The sequence below is a fragment of the Methanobrevibacter sp. genome (assembly GCF_015062935.1).
Taxonomy (GTDB): domain Archaea; phylum Methanobacteriota; class Methanobacteria; order Methanobacteriales; family Methanobacteriaceae; genus Methanocatella.
Genome location: NZ_SUTM01000011.1, coordinates 1 through 21,998 on the forward strand (window position 1 = coordinate 1; position 21,998 = coordinate 21,998).

Sequence of the window (21,998 nt, forward strand, 5' to 3'; positions counted from 1 at the left end):
ATTTACACCGTATGATAAACAAGGCGGCTTCTGGTGAACCAGTCGCTTATGGTGTTTGGTGTGGTGTTGCTGGTGCTATTGCATACATAGTTATGTCTTTAGGTATGATGCCTTTAGTAGCTATTGCAATGGGTGCTTGTGTCGCTGCTTTTGTTCACGCTATTTATACTGTTACATCCCACATGGGAAGGATTGTTGGACAATCCCAATTTGAACAACCATTATTTATGGATGTATTGACTCAATCTTTAGGACCTATTGTAGGTCACGGATTTATAACTAGTTTTTGTATTGTCGGAATTTCTTACTTAATGACCATTCCATTAGGATTTAGTGATCCTTTACACGTATTCCCATTACCACTCTTAGCAATGCTTTGGGGTATTGCTTTAGGTGCTATCGGTTCTTCAACCGGGGACGTTCACTATGGTGCAGAAAGTGAGTATCAAAAATTCGAATTTGGTGGAGGTACCCCTGTAGCTATTCAAGGGGATATTGTTACTAAAGCTCCATTAGGTGCTAAAAACTCTATGGATGTAGTAAACTTCTGTGCTAAATTCGGTGGACCATTAACTGGTTTCTGTTTCGGTCTCGTTGTATTCTTTAGTTTCTGGAATACAGTAGTATTTGGAGTATATGGTGGTATTATTGTAGGTATTATAATAATTATCTTATTAATTATCATGGATAATTATTTAGAAGTATTTGCAAGAAACAAATATGGACCATATGAGGAAGAATAAGGAGGTTTCGATTATGGATCCAATTACTTTAATTTTATTCATCGCAATAGGCGGTATTATGATTGGTGCAGGTGTGCACTTTATTCCTGTAGGAGGAGCTCCTGCAGCTATGGCAACAGCTACTGGTGTAGGTACAGGTACTGCTATGTTAGCTGCTGGTGCTGGTTTAACAGGTCTTATTACTGCTGCAACTATGACAGGTGAACCATTCTATATAGTAGGTATAGGTGGTGCTATTGGTGCTATGATCATGATGGGTATTACTATGCTCATTGCTAACTTAATCTACATCTTCGGTGTAGGTATTGTTCCTGCTGCATCAAAAGTACCTGTAGACTGGATTACCAAACGTAATCAAGAAGCATACAAAACCCCTGGTACTGAAGGTCACGGTGTACCATTAACTTCATTTGTAAGTGGTCTTATCGGAGGACTTCTTGGTGGTTTTGGTGGTGGATTAGTCTACTACGGAATTTACAATGCTGTACAAGACAGTACTTTTGTAACTGACCCGGCTGTAAGTATCGGTTTAGCTGCTATTTTAGGTGTAGGTGTGTTCTTTATCAACTCTGTAATCGCTTCATACAACATCGGTGGTACCATCGAAGGTATGCACGATCCAAAATTCAAAAGAATTGGAACTGGAGCTATTGCATGTGCTATCGCATCTATCGTTGTCGGAATCTTTTGTATTATTTTAACTGGAGGTATTTAAAATGTCTGCTGGTGGAAGTGCTGATGGTGCAGCTGCAGGTGCAGTAAGTTCAACAATGTTACTCGCTTTAGGTATTGTTGGAGGATTACTCGCAATTTATCTCACTGGATTTTTAGGCGACATGGGATCAGTTATTGCAGGTCTCGGTGCTGTTTGTGCTATCGTATGGGGATCAGACGCTATTCGTAGAGTAGCAAGTTACGGTTTAGGTACTGGTGTACCATCTATCGGTTACATGTCCTTATCCGTTGGTGTTATCTCTGCTTTAGCAGGTATCAGTCTAGCAACTATCTTAAAAATGGCTCTTATCGGACCAATCGCAGCTTTCGTAATTGCTGTTATTATTGGTGCTATTATTGCATTAGTTGCTACTAAAATTGTAGGAATGAAAATACCTATTATGCTTCAATGTACCATTGAAATTGCTGGTGCAGCAACTTTAGCAGTTCTTGCATTCTCAGTTGCAATTGCAGGTTCTTACGATATGACTGCAATTTATGAAAATGTTGTAGCAACTGGTTTCATTGCTGTATTATTTATCTTATGTACTATGGCTATCCAACATCCATTCAACGCATGTTTAGGACCAAACGAAGATCAAGTAAGAACTTTAAAATGTGCAGCATCTACTGCATTCTTATCTATGACTTTAGTAGGTCTCATGTCTGTAACTTCAGGTGGATTAGGTTGGTTCATTGTATTCATCGTAGGTTTAATTGGTTGGATTATCTCATTCAGAGCTTTCGTATTAGCTTCAATGAACGATGCTGCTTCAACCAAATGGGCTGGATTATGGCCTAAAGTTGAAAATTAGATTAGGAGGAATTAAATATGGCTCAAATGTTACCTATGGTACAAATTGTACCTGAAATGAATTTCGCATATGACCCTGTCACAGGGCTTTTAAGTTCATCTTTAGGTTCAGGAATTGTTCTCCTATCTATGGATGATGTAAACGAACAAGTAGCAAAAGTGGAATTAGCTGCTGATGAATTAATGGCTTCATTAGATCCATACACAAGTCCTGTTGGTTCCTACCCTGGAAGGGAAGGTTCTTACATTACTGCAGGATTATTAACTAACATGGTATACGGATTCTTATTAGCTACATTCATTATATTTGCTGCATTACCTATATTACAAGTATTGGGGGTTTTATAGATGGCTGATAAAAAAGCTCCTGCAGACGGCTGGCCGGTTATCAGTGGAGACTACATTGTCGGTGATCCAGAAAGCCCAGTTGCAGTAACAACTTTAGCTTCTCACATTGAAGCTGAACTTTCTGGAGCAGCTATTGCAGGTCCATGTAAAACAGAAAACTTAGGAATAGAAAAAGTAGTTGCTAATATTATTTCCAACCCTAATATTCGTTTCTTAATATTAGCTGGTGCTGAAGTGCAAGGTCACATTACCGGTCAAAGTTTTAAAGCTTTACACGAAAACGGTGCAGACCCTGACAAAAAGAAAATTATTGGAGCAACCGGTGCTATTCCTTTCGTAGAAAATGTTCCACTTGACGGTGTTGAAAGATTCCAACAACAATTAGAAATTGTTGATTTAATCGACACAGAAGATATTGGAGCAATTCAATCAAAAATCAATGAATGTGTAGAAAAAGATCCAGGTGCTTTTGAAGAAGAAGCTATGGTCATTTCCGTTGATGATGACGGTGGTGAAGAAGAAGAAGGAGAAGCAGTAAAAGTTGTTTCTGCTGAAACTGCACTCATTGAAGCAAGAATTAGGGATATAAACACAAAAATCGACATGGTCGGTGCTGTCCAAAAAAATATGGCAGGTAATTATTCTGGTAAAGTACAAGGTATAATGATTGGATTAGCTTTTACTTTAATAATTGGAGTTTTATTCTTGATTTAAGGAGGATATGAATATGGTACAAATTTCAAACAAACCAAATATTAATGGGATGAAAACTGCAGCAGACGATGCTGAATACAGTTCAAAACTCCTTGCAAGAGAAGGTAAACTATTCGCAGGTTTACTTGCAACAAGATTTAAAGGTTTTGCTTATGGTGCTTGCATTGCATTACTTTTAATCGTAATTATTCCTTTTATTGCAAAAGCATTAGGATTCTAAAGAGGTGTTATTTATGAGTGAAGGAGATTCAATACCTCAAGTAATGGTTTCCTCAGATGATTTCAATCAAATTGTTGCAAAATTAGATGATGCAGAAGAAAAAGTTGATTTCACTGTTGGGGAATACTATCAACGTTTAGGCCAACAAAATGGTAGAGATGTTGGTATTTTATATGGTATTATAATTGGATTAATTATATTAATTGTAGCTATTAAATTCGGTATAGCTTCAATGTTATCTGCCTTATTATAGGAGGTTTATATTTATGTTAAGATTTGATAAAGAACAACTTGTCGTGGATATTGCTGGCGTAAAAATGGGAGGACAACCTGGTGAATACCCTACTGTTTTAGCTGGAACAATCTTTTACGGCGGACACAATATTATTAGTGATGAAAAAGAAGGTATCTTTGATAAAGATGCTGCTGAAGAAAGAGTTAAAACTATGGAAGAAATGTCTGACGTTACCGGAAACCCTTGTGTTGTACAAACTTTCGGTGCTACTCCAGAAGCTATGGTAAAATACTTAGAATTTGTTGGAGACATCTGTGACAAACCTTTCCTTATAGATTCAACTGCAGCTGCTGCTAAAATTGCAGGTGTAGAATATGTTCAAGAAGTTGGATTAACTGATAGAGCTGTTTACAACTCTTTAAGTATGGCTGCAGAACCTGCTGAAATCGAAGCTGTTAAAAACTCTGATATCGACGCATCCATTCTCTTAGGTTTCAACCCAATGAAACCGGGTGTAGAAGGAAAAATCGAAATCTGGGAAACTGGTGGAGATGTAATCGATCAAGGTATTCTTGAAATGGCTGACGAATGTGGTATTACTAAACCATGGATGGATGTAGCAGTTACTCCATTAGGTCAAGGTGCAGGACCTGCTGTAAGAACTTCTTACGCAGTTAAAGCTAAATGGGGATACCCAGTAGGATCTGGTATTCACAACGTACCATCCGCATGGGACTGGTTAAGAGGATACAAAAAAGAACACAAAGAAGCTTGGCCTGTTTGTGATATTGGTTCCAATATCGTTCAACAAATGGCTGGTGGGGACTTTGTACTCTTCGGACCAATCGAAAACGCAAGACTTGCATTCCCTGCATGTGGTATGGCAGATATCATGATTGCTGAAGCAGCAAAAGATATCGGTACCGAACCTATTGAAGACCACCCAATTAACAACTTATTATAAACACAAAGGGTCCCGATTAGATGATTCATTTCATCTAATCTTTTTTTTTTAAATTTTTTTCTATTTTTGAACTATTTATCGCACTTTTTTTCACGGATTTTTTTAAAAAAATTTATATTGCTATAAAAAGATATTATTACTTAATTATAATTGAGGTTATAAAATGTCTTTTTTAAGTAAAATTTTTAATAAAGGTCCCAAACCTATTATTGCTCATTCAAAAGAAGGTAATTTAGCTTCTTTAAGAGCTCAAAAGGCAGGTCCTGCAAGTCCAGGTGCTGTTCAAAAACCTGATACTTTTTATGTAACTGCTTCTGTAGAACTGGGAAACACTACCACAAAATGTATTGTAATGGCAACTAACTTAAACACTAGTGAGTCTTATTTGCTTAATAAAACAGTTAAAATGACTCGTGATATTAGGCCGCCTAAACCATCTGAAGATGTATTCGGTAAAACAGTTTGGGGTATTGAACTTTCTAAAGAAGCTGTAACTGAATTGATTAGGGATACAGTTTTAGAGGCTTTAAAGAAATGTCATGTTGATAAAGATGAAGATTTGGATTTCGTTGTTAGATCAACAGGTGTAACTGCTGGTTTTGCAACTGCAGAAGAAGCTGGTCAACTTATTATTGCACTTGCTGACGGATGTCTTGAGGCGGATATTCCTCCTCGTAAAATGTCTCCTGCAATGAGTATTTCACAACTTCCTGAAAGATTGCAAAGACATTCCCTTTTGGAAAATATCATGTTTGATGGAGCTGTTGTTAGTGTAGTTCCTCCTGAAGGAAAAGAAACTGTAGCAAATGAAATGGAAGGGGAGCTTGTTACTGCAGGAATTAAATTAGGTGCTAAATGGACTGAAGTTGATTACAGAAACCCTTGTGTGTCTCTGGATTTCGGTTCAACTTTGGCTGGACGTATTGTTAATGACAATGAACCATATGCTAACACTGTTGGAAACTTTTTAGGTCTGGCTGGTGTTGTAAGCGACTCTTTAGCTAGAGGTTCAGGTCAGATTGATAAGAAAAACGGTGCTGCTTTAGATTTGTACTCTGAAAAAGCAATGAAAAAAGCTGACCATAAAAAAGCTGAAGCCAACGCTTTGGAAGCACATAAACTAATCAATATTACAAAAGTTCCGATGGATGTTGAAAGATTCGGTACTGTTCCTGTAAATCCTGTAGCTGCTGAAAAAGCAGGTACCACTTTAATTGGGTGTGATGTAGGATTTAATGGGGATAAACTTCCTGAATTGATGGAATTGGGTGCACAGTTCTATGATGCTGACGGCCTTCCAACTTTACTTTCCACACTGGACTATGTAAGTACCAATATTGTTAAAAGGGTTTTGGATGTTGCATTTGCTGAAAATGTCATTGTTCCAGGTTCCGCTTTAGGTATTACTGGTAGGGCTGGTATAACTGGACGCAAACCGGAATTGATTTTAGAAGCCGTTCAGGATAAATTTGAAAATGTTGTATTTGTCGAAGACGGTCTTGCATTAGGTTCAGCAATTATGGCTCGTTGTATGAATTCAATGGGTACTCCAAAAGTTCCTATTGGTGGTAAACAAGGTGGAAGATGCATCCTTAAAGACCGTATGAAAATGGCTGGCGGCAAATTCGCTTAAAATAATTGTGATTTTCATATGATTTATGCAATTTTGATGTCTGGAGGTATGGGAACTAGGCTTAAAGTTCCCTGTGAAAAACCTCTTTTCGAATTATGCGGTAAACCCTTAATTAAATATGTGCTTGATAATTTACAAGCATCTAAATTAATCGATAAAATCATTATTGCAGTTAGTCCACACACTCGTGAAACTACAAATTATTTAAATTCTTTAGATGGTGATTTTCAAATACTTGACACTTCAGGTGATGATTATTTAACTGATTTGTCTTATATTTTAGATTATTTTGAAAAACAGTCTAAAGATGATATTCTACTTTTTATAAATGCAGACTTACCTTTTATTTCTACAGAAACTATAGATTGTGTTTTAAATCATTACCTTAAATCTGATAAGGATGCATTATCAACATTGGTTCCGGTTGAAATTTTTAAGGAGTTGGGTTTACAATATTCCTATGAATTTAACGGTCTGGTTCCTTCAGGTTTGAATGTTTTGCGAAGCGTCAATATCGTTCAGGACGAAGATCAGCTGATTATTCCAAAAGTGGAATTGGCGTTAAATATCAATACGCTACTGGATAGCAAAGTTGCAGAGAAATACTATAACAGATATTATATTTAAATATGATGAAATTAAATATTTATATAATTAAATTTATTTTTATCAGGTGATTTAATGGAAAATAAACAACAAATGCCTAAAAGAGAAGAAAAATTATGGAGTGAAATTAAAAATTATCAGGTAGCTACTAATAATGCACGTATCCTTGGTGTTTTAGACGAATTAATTATCAACGAAAAAACAGGTAAAATTGTTGATATTGCTATCAGAGTAGAAAGTGACCGTAATATCCATGTTAAAGGTGCTAAAAGAAACGGTGACTTATTATTAGTTCCTTTCGCTAAAGTCGAAAAAGTCGGCGAATTCATTATTGTAACTGAATAATTTCAGTTATCCTCTTTTTTTATTTTTAATAATTTTTTTCAAAAAATACTTCCTGTTTTTAAATCAATTGTTAACTATTTATATTTAATAAATCATAATTATATTATTATAAAACAAATTCATATTTATTTTTAAGGTGATTATATGTTGCTTGAAATTGAAAATTTGGGAGTTGAAGTAGCTGGAAAAAGAGTCTTAAAAGACATTAACCTTTCTATTGCTGAAGGTGAAACTCATGTTCTTTTAGGACCTAACGGTGCTGGTAAAAGTACTTTATTCTTAACTATTTTAGGTTTCCCACAATATAAGGTTGTTCAAGGATCAATTAAATTTAAAGGTCAAGAGATTACTGGTTTAACTACTGCTGAACGTGTTAAATTAGGAATTGGTGTAAGTTTTCAAACACCTCCATCCATTAGAGGTGTGTCAGTAAGAGATTTATTAAAAATTATTTCTCATCAGGACATGGATGAAGATTTAAATCCTAGAATGCAAGAATTATCCAAACAACTTAAATTCAGCGATGAGTTCTTGGACAGGGATGTTAATTTAGGATTCTCTGGGGGAGAAGTAAAACGTTCTGAAATTTTACAATTGTTGGCTCAAATGCCTGATTTCACAATGTTTGATGAACCGGATTCTGGTGTGGATATTGAAAATGTCGAATTATTGGCTTCTGAAATTGGAACTTTATTGGATAAGGATAAACCACAACGTAGCAGAAAAAGAAGCGGTCTTTTAATTACTCATTTAGGTTATATTTTAAATTTTGTTAGTGCAGATAAAGCACATGTTTTAATTGATGGAGTAATTTCTTGTTCTGGAAATCCTTCAGAAATTTTAGAAGACGTTAGAAAAAATGGTTTTAATGGATGTGTTGAGTGTGCGCAATGTTTATAGTGATGCTGAAAGAGCAAAAGATAAAAAAGCAGCTTTAGGTGCAGATATTACTATTGAAAATTTTACTGATGAAACTGTCAATGCTTTGGACATGATTGACGATTTGGATGATTTAAGCAAACAGACCAAAAACGACCTTTTAAAAGTGGGTGTAGATACTGAAGAAAAAAACAGGTCAGGTTCATTTTTACAGGTTGATCAAAGTAATATTTTCACTAACAATAGCATGTCCGATTCAATTGAAGTAATGAATATGGCCATTGCATTGGAAAAATATAGCTGGCTGGAAGACTATCTTTGGAAAGTTGTCAAACCTGATGCTGATAAATACACAGCTAAAACTGCTTTAAACGAACAGGAAAACGGAGTTTTAAGTGGGTATTTTGTAAGGTCATTACCTGGAACCAAGGAAGTCATGCCTGTACAGGCATGTATGTTTATCAGTGATGAGGATATTATGCAAACTGCACACAATGTAATTATTGCTGAGGAAAACTCAGAATTGCATTTGATTACTGGATGTGCAACTGGTGACGATGTAGGTTCTGCAATGCACGTTGGTGTATCTGAAATGTACTTGAAACCAGGTTCAAAAATTACTTTTACAATGGTTCACAACTGGGCGGAACAAGTTGAAGTACGTCCTAGAACTGGTGTTAAATTAATGGATGATACTACTTATATCAATAATTACATTTTAACTAGTCCTGTAAGCACTATTCAATCATTCCCTACAGCTTACTGTGATGGTAAAAATTCAAGAGCTATTTTCCAAAGTATTCAAGGTGGTAAAAAAGATTCCATTATTGATGTTGGATCAAGAGTTCTTCTTAATGCTGAAGGTGCTAGAGGAGAAGTTATCTCAAGAGCTGTTGCTCAGGATGAATCTAAAATTTATGCAAGAGGTCATTTGGCAGGAACTGTGCCTGATGTTAAAGGTCATTTGGAATGTCATGGTTTAGTTTTATCCAATGACAGTTTTATTTATGCAGTTCCTGAACTTGAAGCCAGTTCTGCAAATCTCGAAATGTCTCACGAGGCTGCTGTCGGTAAAATTTCCGAAGAAGAAATCAACTATTTAACTTCTAGGGGAATTGACGAAGAAGATGCAGAATCCATGATTGTTAGAGGATTTTTAAATATGGATATAACAGGTCTTCCGGATGAATTGGCTGAGCAAACTCAAAGAATGATTGATATGAGCCTTGATGGAATGTAATTCCATCTATTCTCTCTTTTTTTCTCTTTTTTTTAAAAGTAATAATTTGATTTTTTATCGTATTACATCTTGTTTTATAGTATATAAACTTTTTGGCTTTAGTTTCTAAGTAAGCTTTATATTAATTATTAATGAAATATATTAATCAGTACATAATGTAATGCTGAGCTAGCTCATTACGTACATAAAATTGTGATTTTAAGGCGTGCCTAAAACTGTATGTCTTAAAAAAAAGATTTTAAAATTTTTTAAAAAACTTTAAAATTTGAATTTGAAAAATTAATATTTTTTAAATTCGCAAAAAAATATTTATAGAGGAGGAGAAACTCTATGGCTGATGATGTAAAAATTGTAATGTTTTGTTGCAACTGGTGTTCCTATGGAGGAGCAGACACAGCTGGTACTGCAAGGATGCAATACCCACCGAATATTAGAGTTATTCGTGTAATGTGTTCTGGAAGAATTGATCCACAATTTGTTTTAAAAGCATTTAAAGAAGGTGCAGACGGTGTATTCGTAGCTGGATGTCACATGGGTGACTGCCACTATGACGCTGGTAACTACAAATTAGATCGTAGAATGAGATTAATTTATAAATTAGTTGAAGATATGGGAATTGGAAAAGAAAGAGTTCACCACGACTGGATTTCCGCATCCGAAGGTGAAAAATTCTCTGAATCTGTTAAAATGATGGTTAACAGAATCAAAGAATTAGGTCCAGCTCCATTGAAAAAACAATTAGATGCTGAAGGATAAATTGGAGGGATTTTATATGGCAGATAAAGTAAAAATAGGAACTATGTGGTTAGGCGGATGTTCCGGTTGCCACTTATCCATTGCGGATTTCCACGAATCCTTAATTGATGTTATGGAATTCGCGGATTTCGAATTTTCCCCTGTACTCATGGATACTAAATATGATGAAGTACCTGAATTAGACATTATTATTGTCGAAGGTGGAATCAGAAACGACGAAAACAGAGAATTAGCTGAAATGTTAAACGAAAAAGCTAACATGGTTATTTCTTACGGAACCTGTGCTTGCTACGGTGGTATTCCAGGTCTTGGAAACTTATGGACCGTTGAAGAATTAGAAGAAGAAGCATACATTAATTCCGTATCTACTGTAAACCCTGAAGGAATTATTCCTCACGAAGATGTACCTCATCTCGAAAGCAGAGTAAGACCTTTAAGTGAATGTATGGATATTGACTTAATGATTCCAGGTTGCCCACCTCGTTCCGATGTTGTAGCTGAAGCTATTTTAACATTATTAAGAGGAGAAACAATTGAATTACCTTCAACCAACCTCTGTGAAGTATGTCCTAGAGAAAAACCACCTGCAGGTTTAGCTATGGACTTCATTAAAAGACAATTCGAATTAGGTTTACCAGAACCTGATTTATGTTTAATTACCCAAGGTTTAGTATGTATGGGTCCTGCAACAGTATCCTTATGTGGTGCTGAATGTCCTTCCATTGGTATCCAATGTAGAGGATGTTACGGTCCTACCGCTAAAGTATTAGACCAAGGAGCAAAAATGATCAGTGCGATTGCATCTGACTACGGTGTACAAGAAGATAAAACCGTTGACCCTGAAACTGTCGCAGATCAATTAGATGATATTGTAGGTACTTTCTACTCTTACACATTACCTGCAGCTTTAGTACCTATGAAAATGCAGAAAGGAGGAGAATAAAATGGTTAAACTTACTATGGAGCCTGTCACTCGTATTGAAGGACACGCAAAAATTACAGTACACCTCGATGATGCTGGAAATGTAGAAGAAACAAGATTACATGTTATGGAATTCAGAGGTTTTGAAAAATTCTTAACAGGCCGTCCTGTAGAAGAATTACCAAGATTAGTTCCAAGGATTTGTGGTATTTGTGATGTACAACACCACTTAGCAGCTGCTAAAGCAGTTGACCAAATTTTCGGATACGATGATTACGAAATCTTACCTGCAGCATACAGAATGAGAGAAATTATGAACTGGGGTTCATACATGCACTCCCACGCTCTTCATTTCTACTTCTTAGCAGCACCAGATTTAATCATTCCAAACGGAACTAGAAAAACCAGAAATGTTTTCCAAGTTATTAAAGATATGCCTGAAGTTGCACTTCAAGCTATTAACATCAGAAGAAACGGTTTAGAAATGGTTAGAAAAATCGGTGGTCGTCCTATTCACCCTACCTCATCCACCCCTGGTGGTATTTCTACCGAATTAGATGATGAAACTCAAAAAGACTTACTCGCAAGAGCTAAACAAAATGTTGAATTAGCACAAGCTACCTTAGATTTAGCTATCCCTGTATTTGAAGAAAACATTGACTTAATTTCTTCATTAGGTAACTTCGGTGACACCAGACACTGTGGTATCGTAAAACCTGACGGAACTTGGGATGTATATAACGGTAACGTAAGATTCAAAGACAAAGATGGAAGCGACCTCTTCGAATACAGAAACGAAGAATATGTTGACATCGTTGCTGAACACGTAAAACCTTACTCCTGGTTAAAATTCCCTTACATTAAAGAAATGGGATACCCAGAAGGTATTTACAGAGTAGCACCATTATCTAGGATCAATGTTTGTGACCAAATGCCTAAAGAAGCACCTCTCGCACAAGAAGCTCTTAAAGACTTCCGTGACGCTTTCGGATATGCTCAAGCACCATTATTATTCAACTATGCTAGACTTATTGAATTATTAGCATCTGCTGAATGTGCTGCTAATGCATTAGAAGAAGATTTATCTGGTCAAAAATTCCCAGATGAATTAGAAAGAACCGAAGGTGAAGGTGTAGGTATTGTTGAAGCTCCTCGTGGTACTTTAATCCACCACTATCAATCTGATGATAATGGATTATGTACTAAAGCTAACATTGTTGTAGCTACAATCCAAAACAACCCTGCAATGGAAATGGGTATTCACCAAGTAGCTAAAGATTACATCAAACCTGGTGTAGAAGTAGATGACAAAATCTTTAACTTAATGGAAATGGTTATCAGAGCTTACGACCCATGTTTATCTTGCGCTACCCACTCAATGGATAGTCAAATGAGATTAGCTGAAGTAGATATTGTAGACAGTGAAGGAAACCTCATTAAAAAATTCTAAATTTAAGGGGGTTTTTATAAATGATAGTATTTAATGAAGATGGCTGTATAAAATGTGGAGCTTGTGAAGGTACTTGCCCTACATCAGCTATTGAAGTAACACCTGACTCAATTGTTCATTGTGACACTTGTGGTGAAGAACCTAAATGTGCAGATGCTTGCCCTAACGGTGCATTAAAAGTTGAAGAATTCGAAATTGTTGACGGCGTAATGCAAGCAAGATTAGTATTCAACTCTGTATTATGTGATTCATGTGGTAAATGTGAAGAAGTTTGCCCACAAGAAACCATTAAAGTCACTGGAGCTAAATTGAAAGAAGTTGAAGGTTTCTGTGTAATGTGTCAAAAATGTGTTGACATTTGCCCAGTTGACGTAATCGGAATTCCTGGTGTAAAAGAACCTGCTGAATATGAATTAGATCTTAAAGGCAAAGGTCCTGTTTACATCAATGATTGTGTCGGATGTGGAACTTGTGTAGAACCTTGTCCTGTAAATGCAATCACTCTTGAAGAAGTAGGAAGCCCTATTACTGTAAATGATGATTGTATCAGATGCGGATTATGTTCCCAAACTTGTCCTTGGAATGCAATTTTCATTTCCGAGAAAAAACCTGTTAAACGTTCAAAAGAAATTACTTCATTCACTTTCGATTCAGCTAAATGTATCGGATGTAATACTTGTGTAGAAGCTTGTCCTGGAGACTTTATATCTGCTAACAGTGCTAGTTTAACTGTTGCAATCCCTAGCGTTTGTGCTGCATGTGGATTATGTGTAAAAGTCTGTCCTGTTGACGCTTTAGACATTGAAGTCGAATGGGGTGAAGGTGCTCCTGTAGATGCAGAAGGTATCGGAAGAGATGTCGAAAAATGTGATTTCATTGGTGCATGTGCTAATAAATGTCCTACTGAAGCAATCCGTGTAGTTACCAAAACTGGTATGTCCTGCCCTGCTTTAGTAGAAACTGACTCAGAACCATCTTTCGTAAGTTGTATTAGATGTGGAGCTTGTGCTTCCGTATGTTCCAACGATGCATTGAAAGTTGAAGCATATGAAGTAACTATTGATGGCGAACCTGTTTCAAGAGACAGGATTTCTTTCAACCCATCTAAATGTGACCAATGCGGAGATTGTATTGAAGCATGTCCTTATGACATGATTCACAAAACAGAAAATCCTAAATTACCAATTGCAGGATTCTGTACTTTATGTGGTCAATGTATTGAAGCATGTCCTGAAGACGCATTATGTTATAAATAGGTGTGATAACACGCACACCTTTTTATTTTCTTTTTTTTAAAAAAATTAGTTATATTTTATCCATTACTACTTTTCCATTAACGATTGTCATTATAGGCATTCCCATATATTCCCAACCATCAAATGGAGAGTATTCTGCTTTTGTTTTAAATTCTTCTATGTTGAATTTGCCTTTTCTTTTCAAATCGATCACTGTAAAATCAGCATCCATATTGATATCTATTTTACCCTTATTTTCAAGTCTGTATACTTTTGCGGCATTTTGTGACAGGATTTTAGGAATGATTTTTAAATCGATATTTCCATTGTTTACTTCAGTTAAAAGCAGAGGGACTACTGTTTCGAGATTTGGAATTCCTGGTGATGAGCTCCAGACTCCTTTTGTTTTGTCTTCAAGTGTGTGTGGGGCATGATCTGTTCCTATGATTGAATTTTCATCTAAATCGTTAATGTTGATGCTGTCCTGTTTTTCTCTTAGTGGGGGATTGGTTTTAATGAATGTTCCATATACATTGTATGCGGAATTGTCTAGCAGTAAATGGTGTGGTGTAAATTCCCAGCTTATAGGCTGATTTTTACTTGCACTTTTTAAGATATCTAATGATTTGCGGGAACTTAAATGGCATATATGCAATTTCAAATCATTGTCTCCGGCAAGTTGAATGGCCTGTTTTACGGACTCGTCTTCAGATGATGCAGGCCTTGCATAGCTATAGTCTATAGCTTCATTTTCTTCTTTTTCCTGTAATTTTTTTGTCTCATCACTAACAATGGATTGTTTTTCGCAATGAACTGCAACAAGGCCGTTGTATTTTGTTGTTTGATGCAATTTTCCCAGGTTTGAAAAGATTTCTTCCAGACTTTCATCACTTTCAAGGTCCATAAATACCTTAAATGAAATAGGATTTAATTCTACCATCTTTTCCATTTCTTCAAGGGTGTTATGTCCTGCCTGCAGTTCAAAATTAACAACGGATTTGTCTTTTGCAATTTTTATCTTTTCTTTCAGTGCTTCATAGGTATTTGTTTTAGGCACTGTGTTCGGCATATCTATAACTGTTGTAAATCCTCCATTGGCTGCACTCATGCTTCCTGTTTTAAAATCCTCTTTTTGGGTTAGTCCCGGGTCTCTAAAGTGTACGTGGGGATCAATGAAACCTGGTAGGATATAATTGTTTTTTATATCTATGTATTCATCTCCTTTTATGGGAGTTTTTGAGATTTCAACTATTTTTCCATTTTCAACCCCAATAAAAAATTCTCCAGTTCTATTGGCCATTTTACAATTTTTTATTACTAAATCCATTGTCTGTCCCCTTATTTTTAATGTTATTTTTATCTTTTTTTCTTTTAAAACATAAGTTTTTTTTAATTTAAGTGTTATATTTAATTTTATGTCTCAAGTTTCAAATATTCTTTCACGTGATATGGAATTTTTTTACAATGATTTGAATGAAAATTGTAATGTTTCTGATGCATCATCAGATATTAATTTGATAGCTGATTTTACTGAGTATAATCCTTTACATAATGGTCATTTTCATTGCATGAAAACTGCAAAACATATGTTTCCTGACTCATTATTTGTAGCTGTTGTGCCGGGTTTATTTGAACGAAGTGGTAGAGGTATTCCATATATATTGCCCAGGGAAGTTAGGGCTGAAATTGCAATTTCTGTTGGTGCTGATGTTGTGGTTGAGGGACCACCTATGGGGATAATGGGTTCCGGACAGTATTCATTATGCCTGTGCCGCATGTTCAAAGCATTGAATACCGATTATATTCCTAGAGGATACAAGCCTGTGGAAGGTATTGATGAAATATTGAAAAGAGTTAACTTGGGCCATCATGTTGCTTCAAAACCCTATAAGGTAGTCGACAGGACCACCAATGAAATTCTTTTAAAAGGCAAGCTGGAAGAGGATAACTATGTCATAACCTCTTTTGCAAACTCATTAAGTAAAATAGGATTTGACTTTAAGGATAAGTTTATTTTTGTAGAGCGTATAGGAGGTGTAAGTGGCACCCTTATTCGTGAAAGTATTCTTGAGGATAATTTTGATAATGTTTTGGACATGATGCCTCCTAAAACAATCGAGGTTTTGAAACGTGAGATAAAAAATGATTCAATCATTTATGGAATAAGAGATGCAGACCGTATTCTGGAAACTGCAAATCAGTATTCATTTGATGATCTTGCAGGTTTAAACCTGTTCAGCGATAAATTGGCACAAAGTATTGTTGAAAACAGGCCGTTTGATAATATTGATGAAATTGAGGATGCGATTTTACAGGGATTTTCAACTCATTTTCGCCAAAGGGTCCTAAGCGTCCTGGAAAATCCGATTCCTAAAAAATTAGTCTCACAGTATATAGATAAATATCCCTCAGTAATACGGATATTGGGATATAAGAATGATGATTGTTTGGAAAAATTTAAAAAAAAGATAAATAATGAAAATATTTCATTATTTAAACGCCAGTTATAACGTGGTTTACAACATTTTGTGGATTTTTAAGTGCGAATACTGCATCCATAAATGTTGGATATACAGAACCTAACATAAATAGGTATACTAGGTAATAAATTACAACTAAAATCACGAGAATCAATATTATTGTTAATAATATATCAACAACACCCATTGGTTCTTTTTCTTCTTGGTAATTTAAGTTGTGAATTCCTTTTTCATTTGGTTGGTCTTTTAGTTTTTCACCACTCATTTCCCTGGCGATTTCAGCTCTGATTCTAGCTTCCATTTCTTCAGGGGTTTCATTTCTAGGAATGGTTTTTTGTGGAACTTCTTCAACAACAGGTCTAGGTTTATATTCTTTTCTGGTTAAAGATCCATATTGAGCTTCGTCTTTTGCAAGTTGTTCTCCTAATGGAACTTCATTTTCTTCAAAGTACAAATCATCTAAATATTTTTCATATTTGTCTTCAAGTTCCTGTCTTGCGTGTGTTGTTGGAGGTTCATAATTATGATCTGGATATATATACTCTGGTTCTTCAGCAACTGGTTGTTGAGGAACTTCAGTCTGTGGAATGTATTCGTATTCAGTTTGAGGAACTTCCTGCACTTGTGGTGCTTCCTGTACTTGAGGTGCTTCTTGATAAATACTTTCATTATCACTGATATATGATGATTCGAGTCCTCCGCTGTATTCAATACTGTCTTTTATATTGTATGGGGAATCGTCACTAATAACTTTATATTCCTGAACAGGTTCTTCTTGAGCATATGGTATTTCATATTCTTCCTGTGGCTGGTAGATATTTTCTTCTTGTACCGGTTCGTTTTGCACAGGTTGCTGTTGGGTATTGTCCAGTCCGAGGCCGACAATTTTTTCCAGGCAATCTTTACAATAAACTTTTCCGGCAATTTCCAAACCACATTCTTTACAAATAGATTTTCCACATATTGCACAAATATCTGTTCCTTCTCTTTCTGGGTGATAATGACATTCCATAAGTATACACTCTCATTGATAAATTTTATTAATGATTATATTTATGATTTTTATTTATATATAAGTTTTCATAGTTTAGGAAGTTTTGTCAATAATTTTTTCAGCCACTATTTCTGATGCGATTAAATCATCAGTTGTTGCAAGGAAACTCCCTAAGCTTTCACTGTCTATTTTATATTCAATTGTTTCATTATTTATATTGCCTTTAACATAATTCTCATTATCAACTTCCAGTGAATCATATATTAAGGAAGCTGATTCGTTATATTTGTATTTTAATGTTAATGTTGATTTAATTTTCATTTTTTTCACATTTGCAAATTATATATTAATATTTTCAGTTGATGATATTTATCTTATTCCATGGATTTTATGGTAACCTTTATTAATAACTTAATTAATATATTTAAGTATTCTATATATTACGATATATAATTTTTATATAGCTATTTTCAAACTCAAATTTCATAGCTATTTTTTTCAATTGAACATGATTTTCATGTTATTTTTATTTCGGAGGAATTATAATGGTTCGTGCTTATACAAGAAGAGATTATATTAGAAAAACCCCAAACTCAAGAATCGTACAATATGATATGGGTAATTTAAAAGATGAATTTCCAGTAGCAGTAAGTTTAGCTGTTAAAAAACCAGCTCAAATTAGACACAATTCTTTAGAAGCTGCAAGGATTGCTTCTAACAGATTAATGCAAAGAGCTGCTGGTAGAATGGGTTACCACTTAAAATTAAGAGTATACCCTCACCAAATCGTAAGGGAAAACCCAATGGCAACCGGTGCAGGTGCGGATAGGGTACAAAGTGGTATGAGAAACGCTTTCGGTAAACCAATCAGTGTTGAAGCTATCGTTAAAAAAGATCAAAGAATCATCACTATTGACTGCCAAGAAAAGAACTTTGAACAAGCAAAAGTTGCATTAAAAAGAGCAGGTATGAAATTACCAGTTCCATGCAAAATCGTTGTTGACAAAGGCGAAGATTTAATTAAATAGATTTTTAATTAATTTCTTTTTCTACTCTTTTTTTTAACTTTTTTTTATTATCTCACTTTTTTTCAATTTTTATAATTAAATATTTAAACATTAAAATTAAAAATATTATACATATAATTGGTAATATTTTATAGGCTAATGTTGTCAATTTAATATAATTTTTAATCCAAGAGGTTATATGTTATGTATGTTGTAAAATTTGAGGACTTGAACAAGTCTGACATTGGAATTGCGGGCGGTAAAGGTGCTAATTTGGGTGAATTAACCCAAGCAGGTATTCCTGTGCCACCTGGTTTTGTAGTAACTGCGCAAGCTTATGAAAGATTTATGGATGAGGCTGGAATTAACGATCAAGTAATGGGAATCCTTGAAAAGATTGACATTAATGATACTAAAGCTCTTCAAGCTGCTGCTGAAGAAATTAAACAAATAATCATTGAAGCTCCTATTCCAGAAGATTTAGTACTTTTCATCCGTGAATACTATAATGAACTTTGTCAAAGAGTAGGTGAAGATGACACTGACGTTGCAATCAGGTCTTCCGCTACCGCAGAAGATTTACCTGAAGCTTCATTTGCAGGTCAACAAGATACATTTTTACACGTTTCAGGTGATGATGAAGTAATTGAATACATTAGAAAATGTTGGGCATCATTATTTGAAGCAAGAGCTATTTTTTACAGGGAAGAAAATAACTTCGAACACTCAAAAGTATACATTGCTGTTGTTGTTCAAAAAATGGCAAATGCAGACAAAGCTGGTGTAATGTTTACTGTAAACCCATCTACCGGTGAAGAAATTGCTTTAATTGAAGGATCATGGGGTCTTGGAGAAGCTGTTGTATCTGGAGACGTAACTCCTGATAACTATCAAGTTGATAAAAAAGATAATGAAATCATCAATGTCACAATCAGTGACAAAAAAGTAATGTACACCAACGATGAAAACGGAACAAGTGTAAAAGTTGATGTTCCTGAAGATTTAAGAAACGAAAGAGTATTGTCTGACGAAGAACTCATCGAATTAACCGAAATGGGTAAAAGAGTTCAAGCTCATTATGGAGAACCTATGGATACCGAATGGGCTTTTGAAAGAGAAAACTTATTCTTATTACAAGCAAGACCTATTACTACTTTAGGAGATGTTAAAGAAGAAGCAGATGACTCTCCTTCTGATGTTGGAGATGTTCTTGTAAGAGGTCTGGGAGCAAGTCCTGGAATGGCAACCGGTAAAGTAAAAATCGTTTTCGACATCGATGAATTGGATAAAATCCAAGATGGCGACATCATGGTTACAACCATGACCACCCCGGATATGGTTCCAGCTATGAGAAGAGCAAGCGGTATTGTCACCGATGAAGGTGGAGTAACCTGTCACGCATCCATCATTTCCCGTGAACTTGGAATTCCTTGTGTTGTAGGAACAGGTAATGCTACAGCTACCCTGGAAGAAAATACTGGTGTTACTTTAGATGGTAAAAAAGGATTAGTATTTGAAGGAATCTCTCAAACTAAAGAAGAAGCTCCAGCAGTAGCAAATGTTGAAGCAGCTCCAATCATTACTGTCACTGAAGTAAAAGCTAATGTAAGTATGCCTGAAGCAGCAGAAAGAGCAGCTGCAACCGGTGCTGACGGTGTCGGACTTTTAAGAACCGAACACTTAATGTTAACCTCAGGTGTTCACCCAGGTAAATTCATTGCAGATGGAAGAGAAGATGAATTAATTGATACAATCGCAGACAATGTTCAGATTGTAGCAGATGCATTCTATCCAAAACCTGTATGGTACAGAACTTTAGATGCTCCAACAGATGAATTCATCACATTGGAAGGTGGGGAAAATGAACCTAGAGAACACAATCCAATGCTTGGTTGGAGAGGTATCAGAAGGGAACTTGACCAACCTGAAATCCTCAAATGTGAATTCAAAGCTATTAAGAAATTACACGAAAAAGGTTACACTAACATTGGAATCATGATTCCATTATCACAAAGTCCTGAAGAACTCAAACAGGCTAAAGCACTCTGTTCTGAAGTAGGTTTAGAACCTCACAAAGATGTGGACTTCGGTATGATGGTTGAAATTCCAGCAGCTGCAATCATGATTGATGAGTACATTAAAGTTGGAATTGACTTTGTAAGTTTAGGAACCAACGATTTAACTCAATACACTCTTGCAGTTGACAGAAACAATGAATTTGTAGCAAAACACTACTCAGAAGAGCACCCTGCAGTAATGAAATTAATTGAAAGAACAATTAGAAAATGTGCTGAAGCAGGTGTAACCTGTAGTATTTGCGGTCAAGCAGGTAGTGTACCTCACATTGTAGAAAAACTTGTCGGATTTGGAATTACAAGTGTATCTTCAAATGCTGACGCTATCGCTGATGTGAGAAAGACTGTTGCTAGAGCTGAACAAAAAATTATTCTTGACGCTGCTCGTAAACGTTTAGAATAATCTTTTTATTCTTTTTTTTATTTTTATTATTTTGATTTGATTTATTTTTATTAGGGTATTTTATGCAAGATAAACCGATAGCTAAAGATGAAATTTTAAAAGAACTTGAGGATATTCATAAATTGGATTATGATTATGCTGATGGAAGGATTTTAGGGTCAATGTGTACTGAAGCCCATCCATTTGCAAAAGAAGTTTACTGCAAGTTTCTTGATACCAATCTTGGAGATCCTGGTCTTTTTAAAGGAACTAAATTTATTGAGAATGAAGTTATCAAATCTATTGGTGAATTGCTTAGTTTAGATAATGCTTATGGCAATATTGTAACTGGCGGTACTGAGGCCAACATAATGGCTATTCGCGCCGCAAGAAATCATGCAAGAAAATACAAAGGCATAACTGATGGGGAAATAATTATACCAGAATCCGCTCATTTTTCATTTAAAAAAGCTGCGGACATGTTAAATCTAAAAATTGTTGAAGCAAAACTTGATGAAAATTATAAAATCGATGTTGATGCTTTAAAAAACGTTATTTCTGATAAGACTATTGCAATTGTAGCTATTGCCGGTACAACCGAATTGGGTTTAATAGATCCCATAAAAGAAATCTCCGAAATTGCATTTGAGAATAATATTTACTTCCATGTTGATGCTGCTTTTGGAGGGTTTTCCATTCCATTTTTGAAAAAATTAGGATATGATTTGCCTGTTTTTGATTTTTCACTGCCGGGAGTTTGTTCAATCACTGTTGACCCTCATAAGATGGGTTTGGCACCTATTCCTGCAGGAGGTATCATCTTTAGAAAAGAGGAGTATCTTGATGTTATGGCTGTTGATTCACCATACCTGACAGTTAAAACCCAGTCAACAATTGTAGGTACTCGCTTAGGAGCTTCAACTGTGGCAACTTATGCAATAATGAAATATTTCGGAAAGCAGGGGTATTGCAGAATTGCCGATGAGTTGATGAACAACACCAAATATCTGTATGATGGTTTAAATGAAATAGGATATGATGTTGTCTGCGAACCGGAATTAAATATTGTTGCATTTAATCATCCTGATTTGGACACTAACGATTTTGCTCAAAAATTAGAAGAAAAAGATTGGAAGGTTTCTGTAGCCAAATGTCCGATAGCTATCAGAATAGTCCTTATGAACCATATCAAAAAAAGTCATTTAAAAGAATTATTAGAAGATTTAAAAGAAATATATTAAC

General features: G+C 35.4%; 24 protein-coding genes. 21 read left to right on the forward strand and 3 right to left on the reverse strand.

All coding sequences use genetic code 11. The features are described 5' to 3' along the window. The 17 genes from mtrE to E7Z81_RS06475 form a co-directional block, all read left to right on the forward strand. The coding region (gene mtrE, locus E7Z81_RS06395; RefSeq protein WP_292745500.1) for a tetrahydromethanopterin S-methyltransferase subunit E at window positions 1–743 on the forward strand (743 nt) is incomplete at its 5' end. 13 nt (window positions 744–756) lie between these two features. Beyond that, on the forward strand, window positions 757–1,458 hold the full coding sequence (mtrD, locus tag E7Z81_RS06400; protein WP_292745502.1) for a tetrahydromethanopterin S-methyltransferase subunit D: 702 nt from the start codon (window positions 757–759) through the stop codon (window positions 1,456–1,458). Between the two features lies 1 nt (window position 1,459). Then, the gene (gene mtrC, locus E7Z81_RS06405) at window positions 1,460–2,272 is read left to right on the forward strand and encodes a tetrahydromethanopterin S-methyltransferase subunit MtrC (RefSeq protein WP_292745504.1); all 813 of its coding nucleotides are present in this window, start codon (window positions 1,460–1,462) and stop codon (window positions 2,270–2,272) included. Between the two features lie 17 nt (window positions 2,273–2,289). Further along, window positions 2,290–2,619: a tetrahydromethanopterin S-methyltransferase subunit B gene (locus tag E7Z81_RS06410; RefSeq protein WP_292745506.1), complete on the forward strand. Its 330-nt coding sequence runs from the start codon at window positions 2,290–2,292 to the stop codon at window positions 2,617–2,619. Then, entirely contained in the window at window positions 2,620–3,333 is a 714-nt protein-coding gene (gene mtrA / locus E7Z81_RS06415) for a tetrahydromethanopterin S-methyltransferase subunit A (RefSeq protein WP_292745508.1), read from the forward strand. Window positions 3,334–3,346: 13 nt separating this feature from the next. Beyond that, window positions 3,347–3,553 (forward strand): tetrahydromethanopterin S-methyltransferase subunit F, encoded by a 207-nt coding sequence (locus E7Z81_RS06420; protein WP_292745510.1) that lies wholly within the window; start codon window positions 3,347–3,349, stop codon window positions 3,551–3,553. Between the two features lie 13 nt (window positions 3,554–3,566). Then, complete coding sequence (gene mtrG / locus E7Z81_RS06425) at window positions 3,567–3,806, forward strand: tetrahydromethanopterin S-methyltransferase subunit MtrG (protein WP_292745512.1); 240 nt, start codon at window positions 3,567–3,569, stop codon at window positions 3,804–3,806. 13 nt (window positions 3,807–3,819) lie between these two features. Next, window positions 3,820–4,752, forward strand: a complete 933-nt coding sequence (mtrH, locus tag E7Z81_RS06430) for a tetrahydromethanopterin S-methyltransferase subunit H (protein ID WP_292745514.1) — start codon at window positions 3,820–3,822, stop codon at window positions 4,750–4,752. A 163-nt stretch (window positions 4,753–4,915) separates the two neighbouring features. Then, a complete protein-coding gene (locus tag E7Z81_RS06435; protein ID WP_292745516.1) occupies window positions 4,916–6,385 on the forward strand; it encodes a methanogenesis marker 14 protein in 1,470 nt (489 codons plus the stop codon). Window positions 6,386–6,403: 18 nt separating this feature from the next. Then, window positions 6,404–7,012, forward strand: a complete 609-nt coding sequence (locus E7Z81_RS06440) for an NTP transferase domain-containing protein (protein ID WP_367263042.1) — start codon at window positions 6,404–6,406, stop codon at window positions 7,010–7,012. A 54-nt stretch (window positions 7,013–7,066) separates the two neighbouring features. Continuing rightward, window positions 7,067–7,336, forward strand: a complete 270-nt coding sequence (locus E7Z81_RS06445; protein ID WP_292745518.1) for a PRC-barrel domain-containing protein — start codon at window positions 7,067–7,069, stop codon at window positions 7,334–7,336. Between the two features lie 144 nt (window positions 7,337–7,480). Next, window positions 7,481–8,236 (forward strand): ABC transporter ATP-binding protein, encoded by a 756-nt coding sequence (locus E7Z81_RS06450; RefSeq protein ID WP_292745520.1) that lies wholly within the window; start codon window positions 7,481–7,483, stop codon window positions 8,234–8,236. Beyond that, the gene (locus E7Z81_RS06455) at window positions 8,205–9,455 is read left to right on the forward strand and encodes a SufD family Fe-S cluster assembly protein (protein WP_292745522.1); all 1,251 of its coding nucleotides are present in this window, start codon (window positions 8,205–8,207) and stop codon (window positions 9,453–9,455) included. Before E7Z81_RS06450 ends, E7Z81_RS06455 begins: the two co-directional genes overlap by 32 nt. 330 nt (window positions 9,456–9,785) lie before the next feature. Then, the gene (locus E7Z81_RS06460) at window positions 9,786–10,211 is read left to right on the forward strand and encodes a hydrogenase iron-sulfur subunit (RefSeq protein WP_292745524.1); all 426 of its coding nucleotides are present in this window, start codon (window positions 9,786–9,788) and stop codon (window positions 10,209–10,211) included. Window positions 10,212–10,227: 16 nt separating this feature from the next. Beyond that, window positions 10,228–11,154, forward strand: a complete 927-nt coding sequence (locus E7Z81_RS06465) for a F420-nonreducing hydrogenase (RefSeq protein WP_292745526.1) — start codon at window positions 10,228–10,230, stop codon at window positions 11,152–11,154. 1 nt (window position 11,155) lies between these two features. Then, the gene (locus E7Z81_RS06470; RefSeq protein WP_292745528.1) at window positions 11,156–12,583 is read left to right on the forward strand and encodes a Ni/Fe hydrogenase subunit alpha; all 1,428 of its coding nucleotides are present in this window, start codon (window positions 11,156–11,158) and stop codon (window positions 12,581–12,583) included. A 20-nt stretch (window positions 12,584–12,603) separates the two neighbouring features. Then, on the forward strand, window positions 12,604–13,839 hold the full coding sequence (locus E7Z81_RS06475; protein WP_292745530.1) for a 4Fe-4S binding protein: 1,236 nt from the start codon (window positions 12,604–12,606) through the stop codon (window positions 13,837–13,839). 49 nt (window positions 13,840–13,888) lie between these two features. Here E7Z81_RS06475 and E7Z81_RS06480 read toward each other — a convergent pair whose 3' ends face one another. After that, entirely contained in the window at window positions 13,889–15,145 is a 1,257-nt protein-coding gene (locus E7Z81_RS06480; protein ID WP_292745532.1) for a dihydroorotase family protein, read from the reverse strand. An 88-nt stretch (window positions 15,146–15,233) separates the two neighbouring features. On the opposite strand from E7Z81_RS06480, the gene E7Z81_RS06485 reads away from it, so the two are divergent. Then, a complete protein-coding gene (locus E7Z81_RS06485) occupies window positions 15,234–16,328 on the forward strand; it encodes a nucleotidyltransferase family protein (RefSeq protein ID WP_292745535.1) in 1,095 nt (364 codons plus the stop codon). Here the strand turns inward: E7Z81_RS06485 and E7Z81_RS06490 are convergent. Both E7Z81_RS06490 and E7Z81_RS06495 read right to left on the reverse strand, forming a co-directional pair. Beyond that, window positions 16,312–17,310 (reverse strand): hypothetical protein, encoded by a 999-nt coding sequence (locus E7Z81_RS06490; RefSeq protein ID WP_292745537.1) that lies wholly within the window; start codon window positions 17,308–17,310, stop codon window positions 16,312–16,314. The genes E7Z81_RS06485 and E7Z81_RS06490 overlap by 17 nt on opposite strands. A gap of 75 nt (window positions 17,311–17,385) precedes the next feature. After that, window positions 17,386–17,613: a KEOPS complex subunit Pcc1 gene (locus E7Z81_RS06495; RefSeq protein ID WP_292745539.1), complete on the reverse strand. Its 228-nt coding sequence runs from the start codon at window positions 17,611–17,613 to the stop codon at window positions 17,386–17,388. 224 nt (window positions 17,614–17,837) lie between these two features. On the opposite strand from E7Z81_RS06495, the gene rplJ reads away from it, so the two are divergent. The 3 genes from rplJ to mfnA all read left to right on the forward strand — a co-directional run bounded on the left by rplJ (window position 17,838) and on the right by mfnA (window position 21,997). Beyond that, window positions 17,838–18,320, forward strand: a complete 483-nt coding sequence (gene rplJ / locus E7Z81_RS06500) for a 50S ribosomal protein L16 (RefSeq protein ID WP_292745541.1) — start codon at window positions 17,838–17,840, stop codon at window positions 18,318–18,320. A 183-nt stretch (window positions 18,321–18,503) separates the two neighbouring features. Then, window positions 18,504–20,777 (forward strand): phosphoenolpyruvate synthase, encoded by a 2,274-nt coding sequence (gene ppsA / locus E7Z81_RS06505; protein ID WP_292745543.1) that lies wholly within the window; start codon window positions 18,504–18,506, stop codon window positions 20,775–20,777. 62 nt (window positions 20,778–20,839) lie between these two features. Further along, on the forward strand, window positions 20,840–21,997 hold the full coding sequence (gene mfnA, locus E7Z81_RS06510) for a tyrosine decarboxylase MfnA (protein ID WP_292745545.1): 1,158 nt from the start codon (window positions 20,840–20,842) through the stop codon (window positions 21,995–21,997). Window position 21,998 lies beyond the last annotated feature (1 nt).

Bases quoted from the DNA above. Each gene is read 5' to 3' on its own strand.
- mtrG (WP_292745512.1), top strand. From the start codon at position 3,567: ATGAGTGAAGGAGATTCAATACCTCAAGTAATGGTTTCCTCAGATGAT.
- ppsA (WP_292745543.1), top strand. From the start codon at position 18,504: ATGTATGTTGTAAAATTTGAGGACTTGAACAAGTCTGACATTGGAATT.
- E7Z81_RS06410 (WP_292745506.1), top strand. From the start codon at position 2,290: ATGGCTCAAATGTTACCTATGGTACAAATTGTACCTGAAATGAATTTC.
- mfnA (WP_292745545.1), top strand. From the start codon at position 20,840: ATGCAAGATAAACCGATAGCTAAAGATGAAATTTTAAAAGAACTTGAG.
- mtrC (WP_292745504.1), top strand. From the start codon at position 1,460: ATGTCTGCTGGTGGAAGTGCTGATGGTGCAGCTGCAGGTGCAGTAAGT.
- E7Z81_RS06455 (WP_292745522.1), top strand. From the start codon at position 8,205: ATGGATGTGTTGAGTGTGCGCAATGTTTATAGTGATGCTGAAAGAGCA.
- E7Z81_RS06450 (WP_292745520.1), top strand. From the start codon at position 7,481: ATGTTGCTTGAAATTGAAAATTTGGGAGTTGAAGTAGCTGGAAAAAGA.
- E7Z81_RS06420 (WP_292745510.1), top strand. From the start codon at position 3,347: ATGGTACAAATTTCAAACAAACCAAATATTAATGGGATGAAAACTGCA.
- E7Z81_RS06485 (WP_292745535.1), top strand. From the start codon at position 15,234: ATGTCTCAAGTTTCAAATATTCTTTCACGTGATATGGAATTTTTTTAC.
- mtrH (WP_292745514.1), top strand. From the start codon at position 3,820: ATGTTAAGATTTGATAAAGAACAACTTGTCGTGGATATTGCTGGCGTA.
- E7Z81_RS06445 (WP_292745518.1), top strand. From the start codon at position 7,067: ATGGAAAATAAACAACAAATGCCTAAAAGAGAAGAAAAATTATGGAGT.
- mtrD (WP_292745502.1), top strand. From the start codon at position 757: ATGGATCCAATTACTTTAATTTTATTCATCGCAATAGGCGGTATTATG.
- E7Z81_RS06495 (WP_292745539.1), bottom strand. From the start codon at position 17,613: ATGAAAATTAAATCAACATTAACATTAAAATACAAATATAACGAATCA.
- E7Z81_RS06475 (WP_292745530.1), top strand. From the start codon at position 12,604: ATGATAGTATTTAATGAAGATGGCTGTATAAAATGTGGAGCTTGTGAA.
- E7Z81_RS06460 (WP_292745524.1), top strand. From the start codon at position 9,786: ATGGCTGATGATGTAAAAATTGTAATGTTTTGTTGCAACTGGTGTTCC.
- E7Z81_RS06435 (WP_292745516.1), top strand. From the start codon at position 4,916: ATGTCTTTTTTAAGTAAAATTTTTAATAAAGGTCCCAAACCTATTATT.
- E7Z81_RS06490 (WP_292745537.1), bottom strand. From the start codon at position 17,310: ATGGAATGTCATTATCACCCAGAAAGAGAAGGAACAGATATTTGTGCA.
- E7Z81_RS06440 (WP_367263042.1), top strand. From the start codon at position 6,404: ATGATTTATGCAATTTTGATGTCTGGAGGTATGGGAACTAGGCTTAAA.
- rplJ (WP_292745541.1), top strand. From the start codon at position 17,838: ATGGTTCGTGCTTATACAAGAAGAGATTATATTAGAAAAACCCCAAAC.
- mtrA (WP_292745508.1), top strand. From the start codon at position 2,620: ATGGCTGATAAAAAAGCTCCTGCAGACGGCTGGCCGGTTATCAGTGGA.
- E7Z81_RS06480 (WP_292745532.1), bottom strand. From the start codon at position 15,145: ATGGATTTAGTAATAAAAAATTGTAAAATGGCCAATAGAACTGGAGAA.
- E7Z81_RS06465 (WP_292745526.1), top strand. From the start codon at position 10,228: ATGGCAGATAAAGTAAAAATAGGAACTATGTGGTTAGGCGGATGTTCC.
- E7Z81_RS06470 (WP_292745528.1), top strand. From the start codon at position 11,156: ATGGTTAAACTTACTATGGAGCCTGTCACTCGTATTGAAGGACACGCA.